Source organism: Clostridium sp. DL1XJH146 (genome assembly GCF_054819755.1).
On sequence record NZ_JBTVVN010000049.1, the window covers coordinates 1 to 21,025 of the forward strand.

Annotated in this window: 16 protein-coding genes; 12 read left to right on the forward strand and 4 right to left on the reverse strand. The window is 29.9% G+C overall.

Translation table 11 applies throughout. The features are described 5' to 3' along the window. The first annotated feature begins 133 nt into the window (after positions 1-133). The 12 genes from ACVHXK_RS16355 (at position 134) to ACVHXK_RS16410 (ending at position 15,852) form a co-directional block, all read left to right on the forward strand. Entirely contained in the window at positions 134-1,159 is a 1,026-nt protein-coding gene (locus tag ACVHXK_RS16355) for an ABC transporter substrate-binding protein (RefSeq protein ID WP_461207477.1), read from the forward strand. Positions 1,160-1,251: 92 nt separating this feature from the next. Next, positions 1,252-2,760, forward strand: coding sequence for a sugar ABC transporter ATP-binding protein (locus ACVHXK_RS16360; protein ID WP_461207478.1), 1,509 nt, complete (start codon positions 1,252-1,254; stop codon positions 2,758-2,760). Next, a complete protein-coding gene (locus ACVHXK_RS16365; RefSeq protein WP_461207479.1) occupies positions 2,761-3,786 on the forward strand; it encodes an ABC transporter permease in 1,026 nt (341 codons plus the stop codon). After that, positions 3,771-4,754 (forward strand): galactofuranose ABC transporter, permease protein YjfF, encoded by a 984-nt coding sequence (gene yjfF / locus ACVHXK_RS16370; protein WP_461207480.1) that lies wholly within the window; start codon positions 3,771-3,773, stop codon positions 4,752-4,754. Before ACVHXK_RS16365 ends, yjfF begins: the two co-directional genes overlap by 16 nt. A gap of 55 nt (positions 4,755-4,809) precedes the next feature. Further along, positions 4,810-6,549: a sensor histidine kinase gene (locus ACVHXK_RS16375; protein ID WP_461207481.1), complete on the forward strand. Its 1,740-nt coding sequence runs from the start codon at positions 4,810-4,812 to the stop codon at positions 6,547-6,549. A 15-nt stretch (positions 6,550-6,564) separates the two neighbouring features. Continuing rightward, the gene (locus tag ACVHXK_RS16380; protein WP_461207482.1) at positions 6,565-7,773 is read left to right on the forward strand and encodes a response regulator transcription factor; all 1,209 of its coding nucleotides are present in this window, start codon (positions 6,565-6,567) and stop codon (positions 7,771-7,773) included. After that, the gene (locus ACVHXK_RS16385; RefSeq protein WP_461207483.1) at positions 7,766-9,619 is read left to right on the forward strand and encodes a substrate-binding domain-containing protein; all 1,854 of its coding nucleotides are present in this window, start codon (positions 7,766-7,768) and stop codon (positions 9,617-9,619) included. The genes ACVHXK_RS16380 and ACVHXK_RS16385 overlap by 8 nt, the downstream gene beginning before the upstream one ends. A gap of 747 nt (positions 9,620-10,366) precedes the next feature. Further along, positions 10,367-10,822 (forward strand): flavodoxin family protein, encoded by a 456-nt coding sequence (locus ACVHXK_RS16390; protein ID WP_461207484.1) that lies wholly within the window; start codon positions 10,367-10,369, stop codon positions 10,820-10,822. Between the two features lie 189 nt (positions 10,823-11,011). Then, positions 11,012-11,590: a TerD family protein gene (locus tag ACVHXK_RS16395; protein WP_461207485.1), complete on the forward strand. Its 579-nt coding sequence runs from the start codon at positions 11,012-11,014 to the stop codon at positions 11,588-11,590. A gap of 199 nt (positions 11,591-11,789) precedes the next feature. Then, positions 11,790-12,368, forward strand: coding sequence for a TerD family protein (locus tag ACVHXK_RS16400; protein ID WP_461207486.1), 579 nt, complete (start codon positions 11,790-11,792; stop codon positions 12,366-12,368). 75 nt (positions 12,369-12,443) lie between these two features. Continuing rightward, the gene (locus ACVHXK_RS16405; protein WP_461207487.1) at positions 12,444-13,049 is read left to right on the forward strand and encodes a TerD family protein; all 606 of its coding nucleotides are present in this window, start codon (positions 12,444-12,446) and stop codon (positions 13,047-13,049) included. Positions 13,050-13,083: 34 nt separating this feature from the next. After that, entirely contained in the window at positions 13,084-15,852 is a 2,769-nt protein-coding gene (locus ACVHXK_RS16410; protein ID WP_461207488.1) for a calcium-translocating P-type ATPase, PMCA-type, read from the forward strand. 119 nt (positions 15,853-15,971) lie between these two features. Here ACVHXK_RS16410 and ACVHXK_RS16415 read toward each other — a convergent pair whose 3' ends face one another. From ACVHXK_RS16415 to ACVHXK_RS16430, 4 genes are all read right to left on the reverse strand, one after another. Then, positions 15,972-16,775, reverse strand: coding sequence for an HAD family hydrolase (locus ACVHXK_RS16415; protein WP_461207489.1), 804 nt, complete (start codon positions 16,773-16,775; stop codon positions 15,972-15,974). Positions 16,776-17,019: 244 nt separating this feature from the next. After that, positions 17,020-18,132: a cysteine protease StiP family protein gene (locus ACVHXK_RS16420; protein ID WP_461207490.1), complete on the reverse strand. Its 1,113-nt coding sequence runs from the start codon at positions 18,130-18,132 to the stop codon at positions 17,020-17,022. A 236-nt stretch (positions 18,133-18,368) separates the two neighbouring features. Next, a complete protein-coding gene (locus ACVHXK_RS16425) occupies positions 18,369-19,709 on the reverse strand; it encodes a phosphoribosyltransferase family protein (RefSeq protein WP_461207491.1) in 1,341 nt (446 codons plus the stop codon). Next, positions 19,630-20,733, reverse strand: coding sequence for an HpcH/HpaI aldolase/citrate lyase family protein (locus tag ACVHXK_RS16430; RefSeq protein WP_461207492.1), 1,104 nt, complete (start codon positions 20,731-20,733; stop codon positions 19,630-19,632). Before ACVHXK_RS16430 ends, ACVHXK_RS16425 begins: the two co-directional genes overlap by 80 nt. Between the last annotated feature and the right edge of the window lie 292 nt (positions 20,734-21,025).

A 21,025-nucleotide genomic window follows, 5' to 3' on the forward strand; every position in this document is an offset into this window, starting at 1 on the left:
TGTGGCTCGTTTTTTCATTAAAAAAATAAAAAACTGAGGCTATCTCAGTTTTCTATTCTGAGACAGCCCCTTTTTTTGTTCTATAATTTAAATGTAAACGAAATGCAAAATAAAAAATAAGGGGGATTTTGAAATGAGAAGAGTAATATCTGTGGTTACAGCTGTAATGATGTCAATGATGCTTTTTACTGATTGTGGAGGGGAAGTATCAAACAAAGATGCAAACAATTCTGCTGCCAATAATTCAGCAGAAAATAATGATGCAACTGAAGAAAATCAAAAGATTGTAATTGGTTATGCACAAATTGGTGCAGAAAGTGGATGGAGAACTGCTGAAACTGAATCTATCAAGTCAACTATAGAAGCTGATAAAAATGTAGATCTTGTTTTCTCAGATGCTCAACAAAAACAAGAAAATCAAATTAAAGCAATAAGAAGCTTTATAGCACAAGAAGTTGATGTTATTGCACTATCACCTGTAGTTGAATCAGGTTGGGAAACTGTACTAGGCGAAGCTAAAGATGCAGAGATTCCGGTAATTCTTGTGGATAGAGGTATTGAAACTGAAGATGAAAGTCTATATAAAACTTTAATTGCTTCTGATTTTGTACATGAAGGTAATCTTGCTGGAGAATGGTTAGTTGAGAAACTAGGTGAAGATGCTACAGTTAATGTTGTAGAGCTTCAAGGAACAGTTGGTGCATCAGCTGCAACTGATAGAATGACAGGTTTTGCAGAAATCATGGATAAATATGATGGATACAACATAATCAAGTCTCAAACTGGTGATTTTACAAGAAGTAAAGGAAAAGAAGTTATGGAAGCTTTTCTTAAATCAGATGGAGATAACATCGATGTAGTATATGCTCATAATGATGATATGGCACTTGGTGCAATTCAAGCTATTAAAGAAGCTGGTTATAAACCAGGAGAAGACATAGTAGTAATATCTGTAGATGGAGTTAAAGGAATTTTTGAAGCAATAGAAGCAGGAGAAGCAAATTGTACTGTTGAGTGTACACCTCTTCTAGGACCAGAATTAGTTGAAGCTGCTAAAGCTCTTGTTAATGGTGAAGAATTACCTAAATGGACAGTAAGTAACGATAGAGTTTTTGCAGAAGAAGATGCTGTTGCTGAATTACCTAACAGGGTATACTAGGATATCCTCAATTTGAATTTTTCAGTATATTAGTTATTTAATAATACCAAGAGTTAATCTCTCTTGGTATTGTTTTTAAAAGGAGGGTTAATATGGAAAAAAAAGATGTTTTATTAAGTATGAAAAATATATCCAAAGGCTTTCCAGGGGTCAAAGCTCTTGATAATGTAGAATTTGAAATAAACAAAGGAGAAATTCACGCACTTATGGGTGAAAATGGAGCTGGTAAATCAACCTTGGTGAAGGTTCTAACAGGAGTACATGTTAAGGATAGTGGAACAATTATTTTTGAAGGAAAAGAAATTAATCCTCAAACAACTATGGATGCTCAAAGTGTTGGTATCAGCACTGTATATCAAGAAGTAAATTTGTGCTCTAACCTTACAGTTGCTGAAAATATCTATATAGGAAGACAACCTAAAAAGAATGGTAGAATTGACTGGAAAAAAATGAATGAGGATGCTAATACATTATTACAAAGTATTAATGTAAATATTGATGTTTCTTTGCCTCTTTCTATGTATTCTTTAGCTATTCAACAAATGGTTGCTATTGCAAGGGCTGCAGATATTTCTGCAGGATTATTGATTCTTGATGAACCTACATCAAGTCTTGATAATAAGGAAGTTGTAGAATTGTTTAAGGTAATGAGAAAATTGAAAGATGATGGCATGGGGATTGTTTTTATAACACATTTTATAGATCAGGTATACAAGATTACAGATAAAATTACAGTGCTTAGAAATGGTAAGTATGTAGGAACTTATGAAACAAAGAAATTAGAGTATCTTGATTTAGTTTCTAAGATGATTGGTAGAGATTATGAAGCAATAGAAAAAAAGGAAAGTTTAGATAAAGGAAAGGAAAGAAAGAGTAATTTAATAGTATTAGATGAATATGGTAAAAAAGGAAAAATAGAAAATGTTAACTTGGAAATAAAAAAAGGTGAAGTTTTAGGATTAGCAGGTCTTCTTGGTTCTGGTAGAACAGAAATAGCTAAACTTATATTTGGAATAGATAAAAATGAAAAAGGTACAATTTGTATTAATAATGAAAAATTGAAACGAATGTATCCTTCTAAAGCGATATCAAGTGGAATGGGTTTCTGTCCAGAAGATAGAAAAGTTGAAGGAATCATTGGTGATTTAACTATAAGAGAAAATATTGCTCTAGCTCTTCAATCAAAGAGGGGAATATTTAGTTATATCAAAAGAAAAGAACAGGAAAAGATATCAGAAAAGTATGTTGAGCTTCTTGATATAAAAACTCCTAGTATAGAACAAAATATTGGCAATCTTAGTGGAGGCAACCAACAAAAAGTAATATTGGCAAGGTGGCTAGCAACTGACCCTACATTTTTAATTCTTGATGAACCAACAAGAGGTATTGATATAGGTTCTAGAACAGAAATACAAAAATTAATTAGAAAATTAGCGGATGACGGTATGACTATATTATTAATTTCTTCCGAGCTTGAAGAAATAGCTAGCTGTTGCGATAGAGTAGTTGTGTTAAGAGATAGAAAAATTGTGGGTATTCTTGAGGGAAATGAAATAGATGAGGGTAATGTTATGAAAGTTATTGCATCAGGAGGTGTGTAAATGGATATAAAAAAAATCATAGAAAATAAAATATTTTGGCCCATTATAGCATTGATTGCAATACTTTTGTTTAATCTTTTTTTTACACCTGGTTTTTTTAGTATTGAAATTAAAAATGGGCATTTATTTGGAAGTATAATAGATATTATAAATAGGGCATCACCACTTATTGTTATGTCAATAGGGATGACACTTGTTATTGCTACAGAAGGTATTGATATTTCAGTTGGAGCAGTAGCGGCAATTTCAGCGGCAGTTGCTTGTAGAATTATTGAATCAGGATATTCGCCTGCTATTGCAATTATTGTTGCTTTAATAATATGTACTATAGGCGGGCTTAGTAATGGTATTTTAGTTGCAAAACTAGGAATACAAGCTATGGTTGGAACTCTTATTCTAATGACTGTTGGACGAGGAGTGGCTCAACTTATTACACAGGGGAGAATTATTACTATCACAAATGATGTCTATTATTTTATTGGTGGAGGGTATTTTCTTGGTTTACCTTTTTCAATATTTATTGTTTTAGGTATTTTTATTCTTATCAACTTATTTTTAAGAAAAACTGCTATGGGACTTTTTTTAGAATCAGTAGGCACTAATATGGAATCAAGCAGGTTTGCTGGTATAAATTCTAGTAATATTATTCTTGTAGCATATGTAATATGTGGTCTTCTTGCAGGGGTTGCGGGCATCCTTATAAGTTCTAATGTTACAGCTGCCGATGCTAATAATGCTGGATTATGGATGGAAATTGATGCTATTCTTGCTACAGTAATAGGTGGGACATCTATGACTGGAGGTAGATGTTATCTTGGAGGAACTGTTATTGGGGCATTATTTATACAGACACTTACAACTACTATTTATGCAACAGGAGTACCACCAGAGACTATTCTTGTAGTTAAAGCTGTAGTAGTAATAGTTGTTGCTTTGGTACAATCTCCTGTTTTTATGGAGAAAATCAACAAGATAAAAAATAAAAATAAAAGTATAAGGGGGGAAAATAAATGCAAAGCAGCGTAAAAAGAAAACAAAGAAATATTACAATGATTGCTACAGTTTCTCTATTCCTATTGTTATATGTATTTGGTATGCTTAAATATACTGGATTTACAAAACCACAAGTTTTCCTCAATTTATTTATTGATAATGCTTATTTAATTGTAGTAGCAACTGGACTTAGTCTAGTAATTATTTCAGGTGGAATTGATTTATCAGTAGGAGCTGTTGTTGCTTTAACAACTATGATAGTAGCGGATTTGTTGCAAAAAGGAGTAAATCCGGTGATAGCTATTATGGTGGCTCTTTTAGCAGGTTCAGCAATCGGATTTGTTCAAGGATATCTTATTAGTACTTTTAAACTTCATCCGTGGATTATTACTCTTGGTGGAATGTTTTTTGCTAGGGGGAGTTGTTATTTAATAAATATCCAGAGTATTGTAATATCTAATAAAACTTTTCAAAATATATCAAGGTATAAAGTAAATATATTTGGTAGAAGTTTTATATCTATAAGTGTTATAATGGCATTAATAGTAGTGGCTTTAGGCATATATTTGGCTAAAACCACAAAATTTGGGAGAAATATATATGCAATAGGAGGCAATGAAAAATCAGCCAAGCTTATGGGACTTCCTGTATATAGAACTAAAATAATGGTGTATACATTATGTGGTTTTTGTTCTGCATTAGGGGGGATTTTATTTGCTTTATATATGCTTTCAGGGTATGGATTACATTGCAATGGAATGGAAATGGATGCTATTGCAGCCTGTGTAGTTGGAGGAATTCTTTTGACAGGTGGTTCTGGATTTGTGTTAGGACCGATGTTTGGTGTTCTTAGTATGGGAGTTATTCAAACTATAATAATGTTTCAAGGAAATCTTAGCTCTTGGTGGACTAAAATAGCGGTAGGTATGTTATTATGTATATTTATTGTATTGCAGCGTATTATTGTTCTTCAAAGGGATAAGCAGTCTACAATCAAGTAAGGTGTATTGATTGTAAAAGAGTAGCAATTCACAACCAAACAAGGTGATATTGATGATGAATAAAATACTAAGCTTTTATAATAATAGAAAAATTAGAAGTAAGATGCTTATTAATTATATTTGTATAATATTTGTAACGATAGTAGGACTTAGTACTATCGTTACTTCAATTTCAGGAAATTCTGTAGAGAATCTTGCAGATAAAAACACCTATCAGATAATTAAACAGGTAAATAATAATATAGAATTTTATATTAATAATATAGAAGACATAGTGTTTTATATTTCTAATAATGATGAAGTTGAAAGGTTTTTATTATTTGAGAAAGCAAGTGATGATAATATAGGTAATATTTTTCAACAATACGAGTTAAGACATAACGAAATTGCAGGTATGATGATAGTTAATAATAGAGATGAGTGTATTAATACAAGCATGGAGAGGATATCAAGAGATAGGCTATGTAATGAAGCATGGTATATTGGTGCTACTCATAATAAAAAAGAGTTATGTATTCTAAGTAATACGATAGGTAGAAATATAAGATATAAAGATAATATACATAATGGAGATAACGTAGTATCAATAAGTAAAGCCATACTTGACGAGAAAGGAAATGTTTTAGGTGTTGTCCTAATTGATCTTAATACTAAGATTTTTGATGATATCATTGAAAATGTTGCCTTGGCAAATGGTGGGTTTGTGTATATTATCGATGATGAGAATAATGTAGTTTATAGCCCTATTAATGAAATCGTTTATAGGATTCAGCCTAAATGGATTAATGATTCTGAAATTGCTCAAGTTGTGAAAATAAAAAATACTTCTTATAAAATTATTAAACATAAATCTGAGTATACTGGTTGGAGAGTAATTGGAGTCTTTTCTCTTAATGATACTTTGAGACCTGTTAGAGAGATGCAAATGCTTATTGTAATTTTCTCTTTAATCCTGGTAATTTTTCTTTTCTTTTTTGCTTTCTTTATGGCCAATACAATTACTAAACCTTTAGACAAATTAAAGGGGCTTATGAAAAAAGCAGAAGAGGGTAAACTTGATGTTAGTTTTGAAGGAATATATGAAGATGAAATAACAGAACTTGGCAATAGTTTTAATAAAATGATTGAGGCTATGAAGAATCTTATTAATCTTGTGCATGTGGAACATAATCAAAAGAGACAAGCTGAATTGGAAATACTAAAAGCTCAAATTAAACCACATTTTCTTTATAACACATTGGATACAATACATTGGCTTATTAAAGAAAATAAAAATAAAGAGGCAATTGTAGTTTTGAAAGCTTTGACAAAATTGTTTAGAATTTCTTTAAGTAAGGGGAAAGACCAAATTACAATCAAGGAAGAACTTAAACATGTAGAGAGCTATCTTATAATTCAAATGGTAAGGTATTCTGATAAATTTACTTATAGTATTAATTGTGATGAAGGAATTTATAAATATAAAGTAACTAAGCTTATTCTTCAGCCATTAATTGAAAATGCTATTTATCACGGTATAAAAGAAAAAAGAGGTAAGTGTAAAATTGATATTACTGTAGAAATTAATGATAATATATTAGTTTTCATAGTAGCGGATGATGGGGTAGGTATAGCTAAAGAGAAATTGGAATTTCTCAACAGTGTACTTGAAAAAAATGTTGAGAAGAAAAATGAATACGGTATTGTTAATGTAAATGAAAAGATAAAAATAACTTATGGTGAAGTGTACGGTGTTACATTAGAAAGTAAGCTTGGAGAAGGGACAAAATCCATAATTAGACATCCTATTATATAAGGGGGTAGATGTATTGTGTGGAAGCTATTAATTGCAGATGATGAAAAGATTATTCGACGGGGAATCGGTGGGGCAATTGACTGGAATAAATATAATATAGAGATAGTGGGAGAGGCTGAAGATGGAGAGGTTGCCCTTGAGAAGAGTAAAGAGTTGAAGCCTGATATACTCTTAGTAGATATTTGTATGCCTTTTTTAAATGGTCTTGAACTTATTGAGGCAATTAATAAGATATTGCCTGATACACTTATTGTAATAATTACAGGACATGATGAATTTGAATATGCTCAAAAAGCTTTGAGAATGAATGTAATGGATTATTTATTGAAACCTATCGATGAGGATGAATTAGAAGAGATAATTTGTAAGATGGTTGTGATGCTTGATAGAAAAAAAGACGAAATAAATACAATTTACATAAAGAACAGTGAAGTTACGAAGAATTTTAACTATATGAGAGAGAACTTTATTCTTGATATTATAAATGGTGATGAAAAACTCTTTGATGAAAAACTTAAATACTATAATATAGATAATTCTAAAAAAATAGGATTGGCTGTTTTTAGTGTTATTGAGAATGTAGGAGCTATTTTAAAGGATAGAACTAGTATTATTCTTAATGATATTAAAAATATAATTATTTCTGCAAATTTAAATTGTTATAATAGAATTGTAGCAATAGATATGAAAAATAAGACGATTGTAGCTTTATTTACATTTGAAACAATAAGTGATTTTCATAAGATTTGTATATCTACTGAAAAGAAAATAGTAAGGGAAATAGGTAAGCATATTTTTGTTTTTCAGCATATTATTACAGACAATAGCGAAGACATAGACATGGCATATTCTTGTATTATCAAAAAAATAATTAATTATAAGGAATATTCTCCTAGTGTTGTCTTAGCACAAAAATATATTGAGAGTTATTATTATAAAAGTGATTTAACTCTTAATGAAATTGCAAAAGATCTTAATATAACTCCTACATATCTTAGTAGGAGTTTGAAAAATGAATTGGGTAGTTCTTTTATAGAATATCTTACGAAGATAAGAATTAAGAAAGCTATTGAGTTCATGGAAGATAATTCTATGAAGATGTATGAAATAGCAGAAGAGGTTGGATACAATACACAACATTATTTTAGCACTGCTTTTAAGAAGGTTATGGGAGTATCCCCGAAGCATTATAAAATAGAAGGTGAAAAAAATAAAAATGCATAAAAAATTATTGGCTATTATATTGATTGTATTTTGTGTAATACTAATAGTATTTAAATATTCATATAAGGAAAAAGAAAATGATTATTTTTTAATAGGAGTATCACAGCCTAATCTTCAAGAACCTTGGAGAATAATGATGAATGAGGATATAAAAAAAGAAGTTGAAAAGCATGATAATATAAGAGTTATCTTTACTGATGGGGGTAACAATACAGATAAACAGGAAAAAGATCTGCAGAAACTATTGGATTATGGAGTTGATTTACTTATAGTATCTATGAATGACTCAGAGAAGCTTACCCCTTTAGTTTCAGCTATATACAAGGAATTACCAGTAATTGTTTTAGATAGAGATGTTATTGGGTATGACTATACTATGTTTATTGGTCTTGATAATTATAATATAGGGAAAGAAGCTGGAGAGCTTTTATATAGGGATATAGGAGAGAAAAAAATTAATGTAGTAGAGATAAAAGGTAGTAAAGATTCTGTTCCTACTATCGAAAGAAGTAGAGGTTTTTCAGACGAAATAGAAAAATACGAGAATATTAATATTATCGATACAATAGAAGGTGATTGGGAAAAGGATAAGGCAGAAGATAAATTTAGGGCTATTTTAAAAGCGGGTACTAAAGTAGATGTAGTTTATGCCCATAGTGATGATATGGCATATGGTGCTTATCTTGCTGGAGAGAGCTTAGATAAGGACATATACATAATTGGAATTGATGGTCTTGAAGGAACTAATGGAGGTATTGAACTTGTCAGAAAAAATATTATTGATGCTACATATACTTGTAAGACAGGCGGAAAAGAAGCAATTGAATATGCCGTGGATATATTAGATGGATTATATTATATTCCTAAGAAAATAATTCTTAGAAGTCATGAAATAACTGCAGAAAACATAGATTCTTATGCTAGTGAAAATAAGATTGTAAAGAATAATGATGAGAAGATTAAACTTGGATTTGCACAGGTGGGTTCAGAAAGTGCATGGAGAGCGGCTAATACTGAATCAATTATGGATGCGGCTAAAGAGGCAGGGATAGAATTAATTTTTAAGAATGTAGATAATTATTTGTCAGCAGTAGAGAAACAGAGGCAACAAAAGGAAAATATAAGATATCTTATTGAACAGAATGTAGACGTTATTGCATTTTCACCAATAATAGAAAGTGGATGGGAAGATATATTAGCTGAAATTAAAGAAGCAGGAATATTTGTGATTCTTTCAGATAGAGAAGTTGATGCAGATATTAGTCTTTGGACTTGTTATATGGGTTCTGATTTTATGGAAGAAGGTAGACGTGCAGCAAGATGGCTTATAGATAAGACAGCTGATACAACAGAAAAGTTAAACATTGTTATGCTTGAAGGTACTATAGGGGCAGCTCCTAGTATAGGGAGAAAAGAAGGGTTTATAGATACTATTGCTGTTTATGATAATATGCAGATAATAGCTAGTGATGTTGCTAATTACGAGTATAGTGAGGGTAAAGATACTATGGACAAGTTCTTTGATGAAGATAAGGATATAGATGTAGTTTATGCTCATAATGATGATATGGCTTTAGGTGCAATTGAATCTATAGAAAGTCATGGATTAGTGGCTGGTAGAGATATTATTGTAATCTCAGTGGATGCTACAAAGGAAGCCTTTAAAGCTATTAATATTGGCAAACTTAATTGTTCTGTGGAATGTAATCCTCTTCTTGGACCGCAGATGATGTCAGTCGTAAAATCTCTTATGCGAGGGAAAGAACTTCCTATTAAAATAATCACAGAAGAAAGTGTTTTTACTAAGGAAAATATTGATGAAGAAATTGGTAATAGAAAATACTAACAGATATTACTTATAAAAAAATAGTAAATAAGAAATCCAGCATTGAGACATTATACTGAATTTTTAGTAATAATTAAATTAGAGCCAATGGAATAACTGTATTATGTTAAATCTCGTAATATTCCATAAAAGTATAAAAACTTATTTGAAATAATAAAACATCCATAGCATAAAAATGGTTTATATTACGAGTTTCAAGAAGATCAGTTTGAAAAGCCATCTGATTGTAAAGATACCTTTAAGACAATAATAGATAGATGGTTGCAAGTTGACTATATAACTTTTAGGCAAAAATATTATAAAATGAATGAGGAGAAGGAGTAAATATGAATTAGAAAGTTTTATGTATCGTAATGGGAATTGTATTATTAATAGGTTTATTATCAGGATGTTCTTCTGAAAATGAAAATACAACCAATGCGATAGCTAAAACTAATAATGTAGAGGCTGAAGTTACTAATGAATAAGCTAAAGAAGAGATAAAATTAGAGGTTGTTGCGGTAGATAAAAATTTGACTTACTTAGAGATTATGATGTTTTTGTTTAAATACAGATGCTAGTTAAAAATTAGTGTGTTTTTAGCGTTGAGAAAAATTTAAACGTTGTATTAATTAATAAAACATTAACATTTCCAAAATATTCTTATATATTTATTTTTTTATGATATTATTATATTATGAAGTTTATTTTTTGAAAAATAAGACAATTATTAAAAGAGATATTAAAATATGATTTAGGGGGAAGTGTATGGGTAAAAAATTAATTGTTTATTATTCAAAGTCTGGAAGTACAAAAAAAGTTGCTGAAATATTAGCTGAACAATTAGATGGCGATATAGTAAAAATAATTGATAATAAAAATAGAAATGGCTTATTTGGATTTATTTTTTCAGGCAGAGATGCAATAAAAGAAAAAATGGCTGATATTAAAGAAATTTCAGTGGACTTAAAAAAGTATGACAATATTATAGTGGGTACACCTGTATGGGCATCAAAATTATCAACACCAGCATTAACATTTTTAAGAAAATATAAAGATGATATTAGTGATTATTCTTTGTTTTATACACAAGGTGGTGATGGTGATAATAAGATAAAAGCTCAGTTAGAAAATTACATGGATAAGAAGCCAAATAATATTGTTGCTATTTATGGGAAAGATTTTAAAGATGGTAATTATGTTGAAAAAATTAAAAATATATAGAATTAAAAACTAGTATTTAGTTTTTAACTCAAAATCTACAAAAATTACAAGTAATATAAATTAAATTGTTATTAATTTTAATAATACTGTAATGAAATTGTGTCAATAATGTTGTAGAATTAATAGTGAAAACATTAAAACTTAGGGGTTTTACTAAAATAAAAATAAATGAAAGAGGGGTATTTAATTATGGCAGTAAGTTTACAAAAGGGTCAAAAAGTTGATTTAACTAAAGGGAATGCAGGATTAAAGAAAATATTAGTTGGTTTAGGTTGGGATGTAAATAAATATGATGGTGGAAATGATTTTGATTTGGATGCAGCTGCATTTTGCTTAGGTGAAAATGCAAAAGTTACAGCAGATACTGATTTTGTTTTTTATAATAATGCAAAACATCCATCAAATGCTATTGAGCACCTTGGAGACAATTTAACAGGCGCTGGCGAAGGTGATGACGAACAAGTTAGAATAGAATTAAGTGCTATTCCTCAGAATATTCATAAAATAGATTTTACGGTTACTATACACGAAGCAGAACAAAGAAGACAAAACTTTGGTCAAGTTTCAAATGCTTTCATTAGAATTTTAAATGAAGAAAATGGTGAAGAGTTAATTAGATATGACTTAGGTGAAGATTTTAGTATTGAAACAGCAGTTGTTGTTGCTGAACTATATAGACACGGCAATGAGTGGAAATTCAATGCTATTGGAAGTGGTTTTGAAGGTGGATTAGGAGCTATTTGTAATAATTTTGGAATAAACATATAGTTTTATTAAAAGACTATGATTTAGAATATTGTTGAGATTAATTCTGTTTAATTTATATAAAAGAATACATTGTATAGTACACAGTTTAAGGATAATTTTGCTACTCAAAATTTATCAATAACTGTGTACTGTGAACTTTAAAAAAATGTGAACTAAAAACTTTTGAAACTAATAAATATTAAAGAAAGAGAGTGATAATATGCCAATAAGTTTACAAAAAGGTCAAAAGGTAGATTTAACTAAATCAAATCCTGGTTTAATAAAAGTAGGAGTTGGATTGGGTTGGGATGTAAATAGATATGATGGGACAGCAGATTTTGATTTGGATGCAGCAGCATTTTTGGTAGGAGCTAATGGGAAAGTTTTAAGTGACTACGATTTTGTTTTTTACAATAATTTGAAACACAGTTCAGAATCAGTTGAACATATGGGAGATAATTTAACAGGTGAGGGTGAAGGTGACGATGAACAAATTCAAGTTAATTTGAGTTTAGTGCCTAGTAATATTGAAAAAATAGCTTTCACAGTTACTATACATGAAGCAGAAGAAAGAAGACAGAACTTTGGACAAGTATCTAATGCCTTTATACGTTTGTTTAGACAAGAAAATGAAGAAGAACTTATTAGATACGATTTAGGTGAAGATTTTAGTGTAGAGACTGCAGTTGTTGTTGGAGAGTTATATAGACATAATGGAGAATGGAAATTTAATGCTATAGGAAGCGGATTTCAAGGTGGATTAAGAGCACTTTGTTTGAATTTCGGAGTAAGTGTATAGATAGAATAGATGAAATCCTAAACATAGTTTTTTATAGAATTGTACATTAAGTTATATAAATAGGAGGAGTACAAAATGGGAGTTAACTTACAAAAAGGACAAAGAGTCGATTTAGTTAAACATGGAGATAGTTTATCAAAAGTTATAGTTGGTCTTGGATGGGATCCAGTTCAAACAGGTGGAAAAGGCCTTTTAGGAGGATTATTTGGTGGCGGAAATTCTGAGGTGGATTGTGATGCTTCAGTACTTATGCTAGATGCTAATGGAAAACTTGCTAAATCTAAAGATGTTATTTATTTCGGTAATTTAAAAAGTATAGATGGAAGTGTAGTTCATACAGGTGACAACTTAACTGGAGATGGAGATGGAGACGATGAGCAAATAATTGTCGACTTGCAAAGAGTTCCAAGTGCAGTTGAAAAGTTAGTATTTGTTGTAAATATCTATGATTGTCTTAAGAGAAAACAAGATTTTGGCATGATCCAAAATGCATTTATAAGAGTATTTAATCCAGCTAATAATAATGAGCTAATTAAATATAATTTATCAGAAAATTATAGTGGAAAAACAGCTTTAATTACTGGAGAAATATATAGAAACAATGGTGGCTGGAAGTTTGCAGCTGTTGGAGAAGGAACAAATGATAGCGGATTAAGATCTATAATTAATAGATATAAATAATTATTGACTTTTAAATTTTGAGGATGGTGTGTAGATGAAATTCTTTAATGAAAAACCTAAAGAAGTTTTAGAAGCATTTAAAGTGGAAGCTTCAGTGGGTTTATCAAATGATGAAGTAAAAAAAAGAATCGAACAGTACGGATATAATGAATTTACTCAAAAAGAAGAAGGGTCGCTGTGGGATGATATAAAGGAAGCTTTAACAGAGCCAATGATGATTATTCTTTTAGTAGCTGCACTTATAAGTGCAATTATAGGTGAATTCCATGACGCTATTGGTATTGTTTGTGCAGTAGCAATAGGTATTACAATTGGTATTGTTACAGAAGGACAATCAAAAAAAGCAGCTGATGCACTTTCCAAAATGACAGAAAATATTGCTGTTAAAGTTATGAGAGGGAAACATATAGTTGAAGTATCTAAAAATGAACTTGTTCCTGGTGATTTAGTTCTTATTGAAACAGGAGATATGATACCAGCAGATGGAAGATTAATAGAAAGCATAGATTTAAAGGTTCGTGAAGATGTTTTAACAGGTGAATCAGACGATGTATCTAAAAAAACTGACATTTTAGTAGAAATGGAAGAGATAAAAACTAAAGATGGAGTTAAAATCCAAGACCCTATTCCAGCAAAACAGATTAATATGGTTTTTGGAGGCACATTAGTTGCCTATGGAAGAGGTACTTTTGTAGTTACATCAACGGGAGATAATTCTGAAATGGGTAAAATTGCTCAGAACCTTGAAGAAGGTGACTTGCAAACTCCACTTCAAATTAAGCTTGGAGATTTAGGTAGTAAAATTTCTAAAGTATCTAGTGTTATTGCATTAGGTTTGTTTGTAGTAATGTTTGCGAAGATTTTGATTGCAGGGACATTGGATGTAGATACTTCAGGAATAGTACCATTTCTTGATTCTATAGGTCCTGTAAAAGAGGCATTTATAATATGTGTTGCTTTGATTGTTGCTGCTGTACCAGAAGGTTTGCCAACAATGATAAATATTACACTTGCTATCACAATGCAAAAGATGGCAAAAATAAATGCATTAGTTACTAAAAAAGAAGCATGTGAAACAATAGGATCTGTTAGTGTTATTTGTTCAGATAAAACAGGAACTTTAACTCAAAACAGAATGTCTGTCGAAGCAGTATATATAAATGGAGTTTATGCTGAGGACCATGAAATTGAGCATACAAGTTACTTTGTTGAAAACTGTACTATAAATTCTACAGCTAATATAGAAATAGAGGGTAATGAAGTTAAATACCTTGGTAGTGCAACGGAGTGTGCATTATTACTACATCACAAGGACCATGATTATGTAGAAAGTAGAACAAAGGCTAAAATTGTTCATCAAATACCATTTAGTTCAACAAAGAAAAAAATGCTTACAATAATGGATTGTATGAATGATACATGTACCGTTCTTTCTAAAGGCGCACCTGAAGTTATTCTAAAGGATTGTCGATATGAAAATATTAATAACAAGACAGTTAAAATAACTGATGAAAGAAGAAAAGAAATTCTTAGTGAAATTGCGAAGCTTCAAAAACAATCAATGCGTGTGCTAGGTTTTGGATACAAAACAATAGATGAAGAAGTAGCTATGACTTCAGAAATAGGAGCTATAGAAAATGAATTAATATTCACAGGCTTTGTTGGTATCAAAGATCCATTGAGACTTGATGTTAAAGATGCTGTTTTGAAAGCTAAAAAAGCAGGTGTTTCAACTAAAATGCTTACAGGTGATAACATTAATACTGCTGTGGCTATTGGAACAGAATTAGGGCTATTAATGGGTGATATGAAAGCTGTTGAAGCAACATATATTGATACATTAAGTGATGAAGAGTTGAGAGAAGAAATAACAAAAATTGCTATAGTAGCTCGTTCTAAACCAGATACTAAGATGAGAATAGTAGAAGCACTTCAAGCGAATGGTGAGGTCATTGCAGTAACTGGTGATGGTATAAATGATGCACCTGCCCTTACAAAGGCGGATGTAGGTATAGCAATGGGTATTGCAGGTACTGAAGTTAGTAAGAATGCTGCAGATATTATTTTAACTGACGATAGTTTCGGTACTATTGTACAAGGAATAAAATGGGGACGTGGAATATATCAAAACTTCCAAAGATTTATCCAGTTCCAAATTACAGTTAATATTGTTGCGTTTTTGACAGCTATACTTTCAGTAATATTTGATTTTGAAATGCCATTTACTACAATTCAATTATTGTGGGTAAATATTATTATGGATGGACCACCAGCACTTTCTCTTGGACTAGAAACCGTAAGAGAATCTGTACTTAAAAAGGAACCTGTTAACAGAAAGGCAAGTATTATAACAAAATCAATGTTCACAAGTATGGTATTAAATGCAGGATATATAACGGGTATAATTATACTTCAAATGTCATTAAATATACTAGGAGCGTCTACTGATATTGTTGCTGATGGTGCTAGTGAAATGGAAACAGTATTATTTGCTTTGTTTGCTTTTAGTGCTCTATTTAATGCATTTAATTGTAGAGAATTTGGAACAGATAGTATATTCCCTAATTTCACAAAGAATAAACTTGCTTTCCAAATAATAGGGATTACAGCTTTTGTACAAGTTGTAGTAACTCAAATATTCTCAAGCTTCTTCAATGCAGTACCATTAAGTGTTTCAATGTGGCTGAAAGTAATTGCATTAGCTTCATTAGTAATTGTAGTGAATGAAGTTGTTAAAGCTGTTTTAAGAGTATTTTCAAGTTCAAAGGATATGTCTGAGAAAGAGAATGAATTAACAGCTTAAAACTTATATGAATAAAAAGAAACCATCAGGACAAGCCTGATGGTTTCTTTTTATTCATAATGTGCAATTTGTAATATTTGAACATTGTAAATTATATTAAAAAACAGTGTCTTCTATTATCATACATCTAATTGTGCCATTACATCTTTTAAGAATTCATGTGGAGCTTGGATACCATCTGTTTTAGTGAATTTTATATTTGAATCCGTATAAGCTATGTTTTTATGAGAGTTAAATAATTCACCATGCGAAGGAATAAAGGCATGGTTTGCATTGGTTATCATAGGTAAGTCTAAAATAGAATCTCCAGCAGTTATTATTTTATCTTGTTTTTCATTCTCCATAATATATTTAAGAGGAGACCATTTATTAAGAAACTTAGGTATCATATATATTTTTCTGCCAGTTCTAGTAACAAAATAACCTAAAGCTTCTGCTTTTAAAATTAATCTATTGTAATTATCTTTGTTAATAAGATTTTTATCATGAAGAACAGCATAAACAAATAAATTGTCACAACATCTATAGGATTTAATCTCTTCACTAGAAAGGAAAAACTGACAAGTTCCAATAAATTCCTGAGGGGATATAATAGTAGCCATCTTTTTTTTAATGATTTTTGACCAGTTTTTATCTATATTTCCATCTTTAATTACGATACCTCCATTTGCAACTACGGCATAGCGAGGAATTATTTCATTATTGAATATAGAAATTCTATTAAATTGTTCAAGGGACCTAGTTGTTGTAGGAATAAATAAGAAATCTTTGTGTACAAGTTTTAGTAGGTTTATCGAAGATCTCGTCATAAAAGATATGTTCTTTCCATCCTTTTCTTCTACAAGTACTATATCTTTTGGTTTGTTTTTTAGGAATACCTTAGAGTATATTAAGGTTCTATCTAAATCAGACGCAAAAATCATGTATTCACTCCTTTTTGTATTGGCGATATTTTAAATTATTGTTTATATTTATACTATTGTTTGCGTAAATTATTTTAATTCTAATAATAATTAGCAATTTACAATTAAGGATGATTTTGCTACGCAAAATCTTAAATTTAATTTAGAAATAAAAGATTCTCGACGATAGGAGAGAATCATCCACAATTGCAAAGTGCAAATTGCAAATTGCAATTTGCACATTTCACATTATATTTTAAAAAAGTTACACGTCTCCGAATTCTTTTGGTTTAATAATTCCGCAACAAGAATAGGACATATCTTCATATATTTCAACAGGCACATTTCTATCTTTAGCTAGTTTATAGATGTGTATTAAGTAGGGATTATCATATGAATCAACAAGAATTTTCCAAGGAATTCTTCTTAGTAGAACTCTGGTAGTTTCTCCAACACCAGGTTTAACTAAGTTAATGTTTTTTATATTGAAAGTTTCTTGAATTTTAGCTATATCTTTTAATCCTTTATAGGTAACTTCCTGTGTATCTAATGTAGTAGCAGTAAATGATTCAGTTTTATCATAATGATCAATATTAGAAAATTCACTGGCAATAGTATCTATGAAAAAGTTAGATACATCTATATCTAGCCATTCTTTATAGAACTTTGCTCCATGGAAGTCTTCTTTTTTAATGAAATTATTATTGAGTACAGTTCTACTCATAAGGCCTGAAACAGTAGAATTTAAACAAGCACTAGGAATTAAAAAATCTTCCCTAGTTGCGTAAATTAAAGAACAATAGGCTGGATCTGAAATAACAGCAAGTTCAGGGTTAAGTTTGATTTTAGTTTCTTTATAGAAATCTTCACAAGCGTCTATTAATGTGTTTTGTATGACACCTTTTCCGGTCCATCCATCTATAAATTGCAGACTAGAATCTGGGTGATTTTTCAATATATAATCAAGGGCATTTTTATCAATTCCTCTATCTCTAATAATAGAAATACTATAGTGAGGAAGTGATATATTATATTTAAACTTAATATATCTTTTAATAAGAATGCCGATAGGGGTACCAGCCCTAGCTAAAGATACTAAAACTATATTTTGACCACGGTTATTTATTATTTTATCGCTTAATTTTTTAACCAAATAAGCAAGTTTTAGCTTTGTTTCTTCTAGAGTTTTATAAAAAATATCCATATATTCATCTGTTGGATGATACTCAATTGGTAGCATTTCTGAATAGTGAACACCACTTTGAATGGCGTTTTCCCTATATTCATTATTTTTTTCTTCTATAAAATCTGAAATTTCTTTTAAAAGAAATATAACATCTTCTTTTGAATAGCTTCCAGATAATAATTCTTTTTGCATTTTCTCACCATCCCTTTTGTTTGGCTATATTTTAAAGTATTGTTGATTCATTAAGGTTACTTATATAAAAAAATGTGCAATTAGCAAATTGCAATTTGCAATTTGCAATTAAGGATGATTTTGCTACGCAAAATCTTTCAATCAATCAATTAATTAAAGATTTTCGACCTAGGAGAGAATTATCCACAATTGCACATTGCTAATTATTTTTTAAAAAGCATTGCAAATTAGTATTATCAGTTCCATGAAACAAAAATTACGTTCTCAATACTAAAATGACCCATTATTTTAAGGAAAGTATCCTTGGTTTCTTGAGGAAAGCTCTTTTCTGAAAATACAAAAGCTTGCTTGTAGAAATCTTTTGGAATGTTATATACATAATTGTTAAGATTCTCATCATCTGGAGATGGAAAAGTTACTTTATTCTTGATAGCATACTCCTCGTTATCAAGAGGATATACTGGACTTCTTGTAGTTGAGTGGTAAAAGATATTCTCGCCAAGTTTACCACTGATTTTACAAGGCAGGTAAATAAATTCTCCTGTGCCAAGGCATAAGCAATTACCTGGGACTCTTTTCTGTTTTAGTGTGTCTGAAATTTTATTAGTTTCTTCATTAATAAGGTCTTGTTGGTCTGATGAAATTCCAAAACGTCCTGTATAATTTACAAGTTGGTCAATTGAATAATTATTTTTAATACTTATTTCTTCAAATGAAGGTAAAGAAGCATTAGTATAGTTTTCTGAAATATCTTCAAAGCCTAACTCCCCTGATTTATTACAAGTTATAGTACCTTCCATAAGTGAGCATACATCAATTTTAATAGTTGTTTCTTGATTATAAATTTCAATATTTTCTTTACTTCTCCAATCTAAAATAGAGATTATTCCAAAGTGTTTAGAAGAAGGTAGATTTTTCATTAGATTTAGGGCGGTTTTTCCTGTGGTTATTTCATCATCGATTAGTACAATATCATCGACTTCTTCAAAAATCTGTGGATTTAGAGGGTAAAGGCTATGATTTGTAGCATGAGAATGTTCTTCTCTAAAAAATATGCTCTCTTTCACTGAAGATACGGTTTCTCTTGTAGTATGGATATAATGAGAATTTAAGCTATTACCGAAAACAGCTTGTGCAATCCCCGTTGCAGTTTCTGCAAAGCCTATGAATAAAGTTTTATGTTTAAGTTCAATAGGCGAGCTTAAAATATTTAGAACTTTATCTAAAAGGTCTTTTGAAAATTCCTTGTTATGATTTTCAACTTGAAAATATTCTAGGGCTTCAACTAAAATATTTATATCAGGGTCAATATAGTTTTCTCTTTTCTCGACCCATAAACGGCATAAAATTGCACCTATTATATCTAATGTAATTGGTTTGATTGGAATATGTTTTCCTAAAACTTTACTTACAAAAATAAAATCTCTTTTAGGATTTTTTCTAGCAGCCATAGAGAAAAGACTAGGCCATTTGATATTATATTTAGTATCAGTTATATTAAGTGATACTTGTAGATTTTGTCCTAGAGAAAGATGTTCCTGATGCTTCAAGGATGTCTCTATATGTTTTTTCATCATTAAGTACCCCCATACTTTTAGAAAGTAGCATAGTTTTTTTTGCCCATTTAAAATGTGGTTTTACTTCATTCATTTTGTTTTTATAAAAACTTCTAATAACTCCATCTGAAGAAGAATTTATTATTGCAAGTGCATCTAGATAATCTTCTTTTGTTACTGCAAAAATAGAATTTGCAATTTTAGCTTGATAAGGATGAATTATTGTTTTACCTACGAAGCCATTACATTTATCAAGAAGGACCTCTTTTACAAAAGTATCTCTAGTGGAATGATTTTCAAAATTAAAATGCTCATTAACAGGTGCAGACATAACATAGCCATCTCTTTGAAATAAATTTAAGATGTCTGTAAGACAGTCGTTAATCACAGAAAGGTCATAAATTGTACAATTTTTACTTCGTCTTAAACTATATATACCAGAGAAGTCAGTACCCCCTACTCTTATATTTAAAATCATATCATTATAAGTGGCTATTAAATCTTTAATATTTAACAATTCTTTAAATCTAGTTTCCTTATATATTATTTCAGGCGTTTCTAAAACAGGCATAACATATAAATTTCTATTAGTATTTCTGTTATAAAATTTTATTAAATCGAGATATTCTTCACCATTAAAGGAATTGAATTTTGGTATAATTATTCCACAAAGTGTATTTAAAGATGAATTATTCATTAGCATTTTAAGTTGCTCTAGGTTTCTCACACGAACAAAAATAAGGGGCAACTCATTTATAGTTATTAATTTAGTGGAGATAAGCTCATCTATTTTATTGAAAAGATTTATAACATTTTGTTCTGCCATACTTAAGTTGTCTTTTGAAACGGAGTCTTCAAGACATATAGCTACAGAGTAACTTTTAAGAGATAAGATATCTTTTAAAAGAGAATTTCTATCTCCACCCATATATAAAGTTGATCCTAATGAGTAGGAGAGAAATTCCTTATCAGAGTTTAAATTAAATTGTTGAGGTTGCCTATAAAAAATAGAATAGTTGTCATTTAAATAATCAAAATGTTTCATATTAATCCCATCCTAATCTTAGTATTATTAATTTAAAGTTATTTACATTTATTTAGGGAAAACATATTAGTTAAAATTATGGTAGGATATAAAATATTTATTAAAAAATATTTTATAGACTTTAGATATATTGAAATATAAGTTCAATTATTATGTAATTAACAGGTTAATTATATATTAATGTAGAAATATAGTCAAATAAATGGTAATTACTAACAGCTCTAACGAGCAAATTTATTTTATAGCTGTAGTAAGCTTAAATTTATCGTTTTAAATTTCAGAAAATTCTAAC

Excerpts from the sequence above, each read along its gene's own strand:
- ACVHXK_RS16415 (WP_461207489.1), bottom strand. The coding sequence starts at position 16,775 with ATGATTTTTGCGTCTGATTTAGATAGAACCTTAATATACTCTAAGGTA.
- ACVHXK_RS16425 (WP_461207491.1), bottom strand. The coding sequence starts at position 19,709 with ATGATGAAAAAACATATAGAGACATCCTTGAAGCATCAGGAACATCTT.
- ACVHXK_RS16400 (WP_461207486.1), top strand. The coding sequence starts at position 11,790 with ATGCCAATAAGTTTACAAAAAGGTCAAAAGGTAGATTTAACTAAATCA.
- ACVHXK_RS16395 (WP_461207485.1), top strand. The coding sequence starts at position 11,012 with ATGGCAGTAAGTTTACAAAAGGGTCAAAAAGTTGATTTAACTAAAGGG.
- yjfF (WP_461207480.1), top strand. The coding sequence starts at position 3,771 with ATGCAAAGCAGCGTAAAAAGAAAACAAAGAAATATTACAATGATTGCT.
- ACVHXK_RS16405 (WP_461207487.1), top strand. The coding sequence starts at position 12,444 with ATGGGAGTTAACTTACAAAAAGGACAAAGAGTCGATTTAGTTAAACAT.
- ACVHXK_RS16355 (WP_461207477.1), top strand. The coding sequence starts at position 134 with ATGAGAAGAGTAATATCTGTGGTTACAGCTGTAATGATGTCAATGATG.
- ACVHXK_RS16360 (WP_461207478.1), top strand. The coding sequence starts at position 1,252 with ATGGAAAAAAAAGATGTTTTATTAAGTATGAAAAATATATCCAAAGGC.
- ACVHXK_RS16385 (WP_461207483.1), top strand. The coding sequence starts at position 7,766 with ATGCATAAAAAATTATTGGCTATTATATTGATTGTATTTTGTGTAATA.
- ACVHXK_RS16390 (WP_461207484.1), top strand. The coding sequence starts at position 10,367 with ATGGGTAAAAAATTAATTGTTTATTATTCAAAGTCTGGAAGTACAAAA.
- ACVHXK_RS16365 (WP_461207479.1), top strand. The coding sequence starts at position 2,761 with ATGGATATAAAAAAAATCATAGAAAATAAAATATTTTGGCCCATTATA.
- ACVHXK_RS16375 (WP_461207481.1), top strand. The coding sequence starts at position 4,810 with ATGAATAAAATACTAAGCTTTTATAATAATAGAAAAATTAGAAGTAAG.
- ACVHXK_RS16420 (WP_461207490.1), bottom strand. The coding sequence starts at position 18,132 with ATGCAAAAAGAATTATTATCTGGAAGCTATTCAAAAGAAGATGTTATA.
- ACVHXK_RS16410 (WP_461207488.1), top strand. The coding sequence starts at position 13,084 with ATGAAATTCTTTAATGAAAAACCTAAAGAAGTTTTAGAAGCATTTAAA.
- ACVHXK_RS16430 (WP_461207492.1), bottom strand. The coding sequence starts at position 20,733 with ATGAAACATTTTGATTATTTAAATGACAACTATTCTATTTTTTATAGG.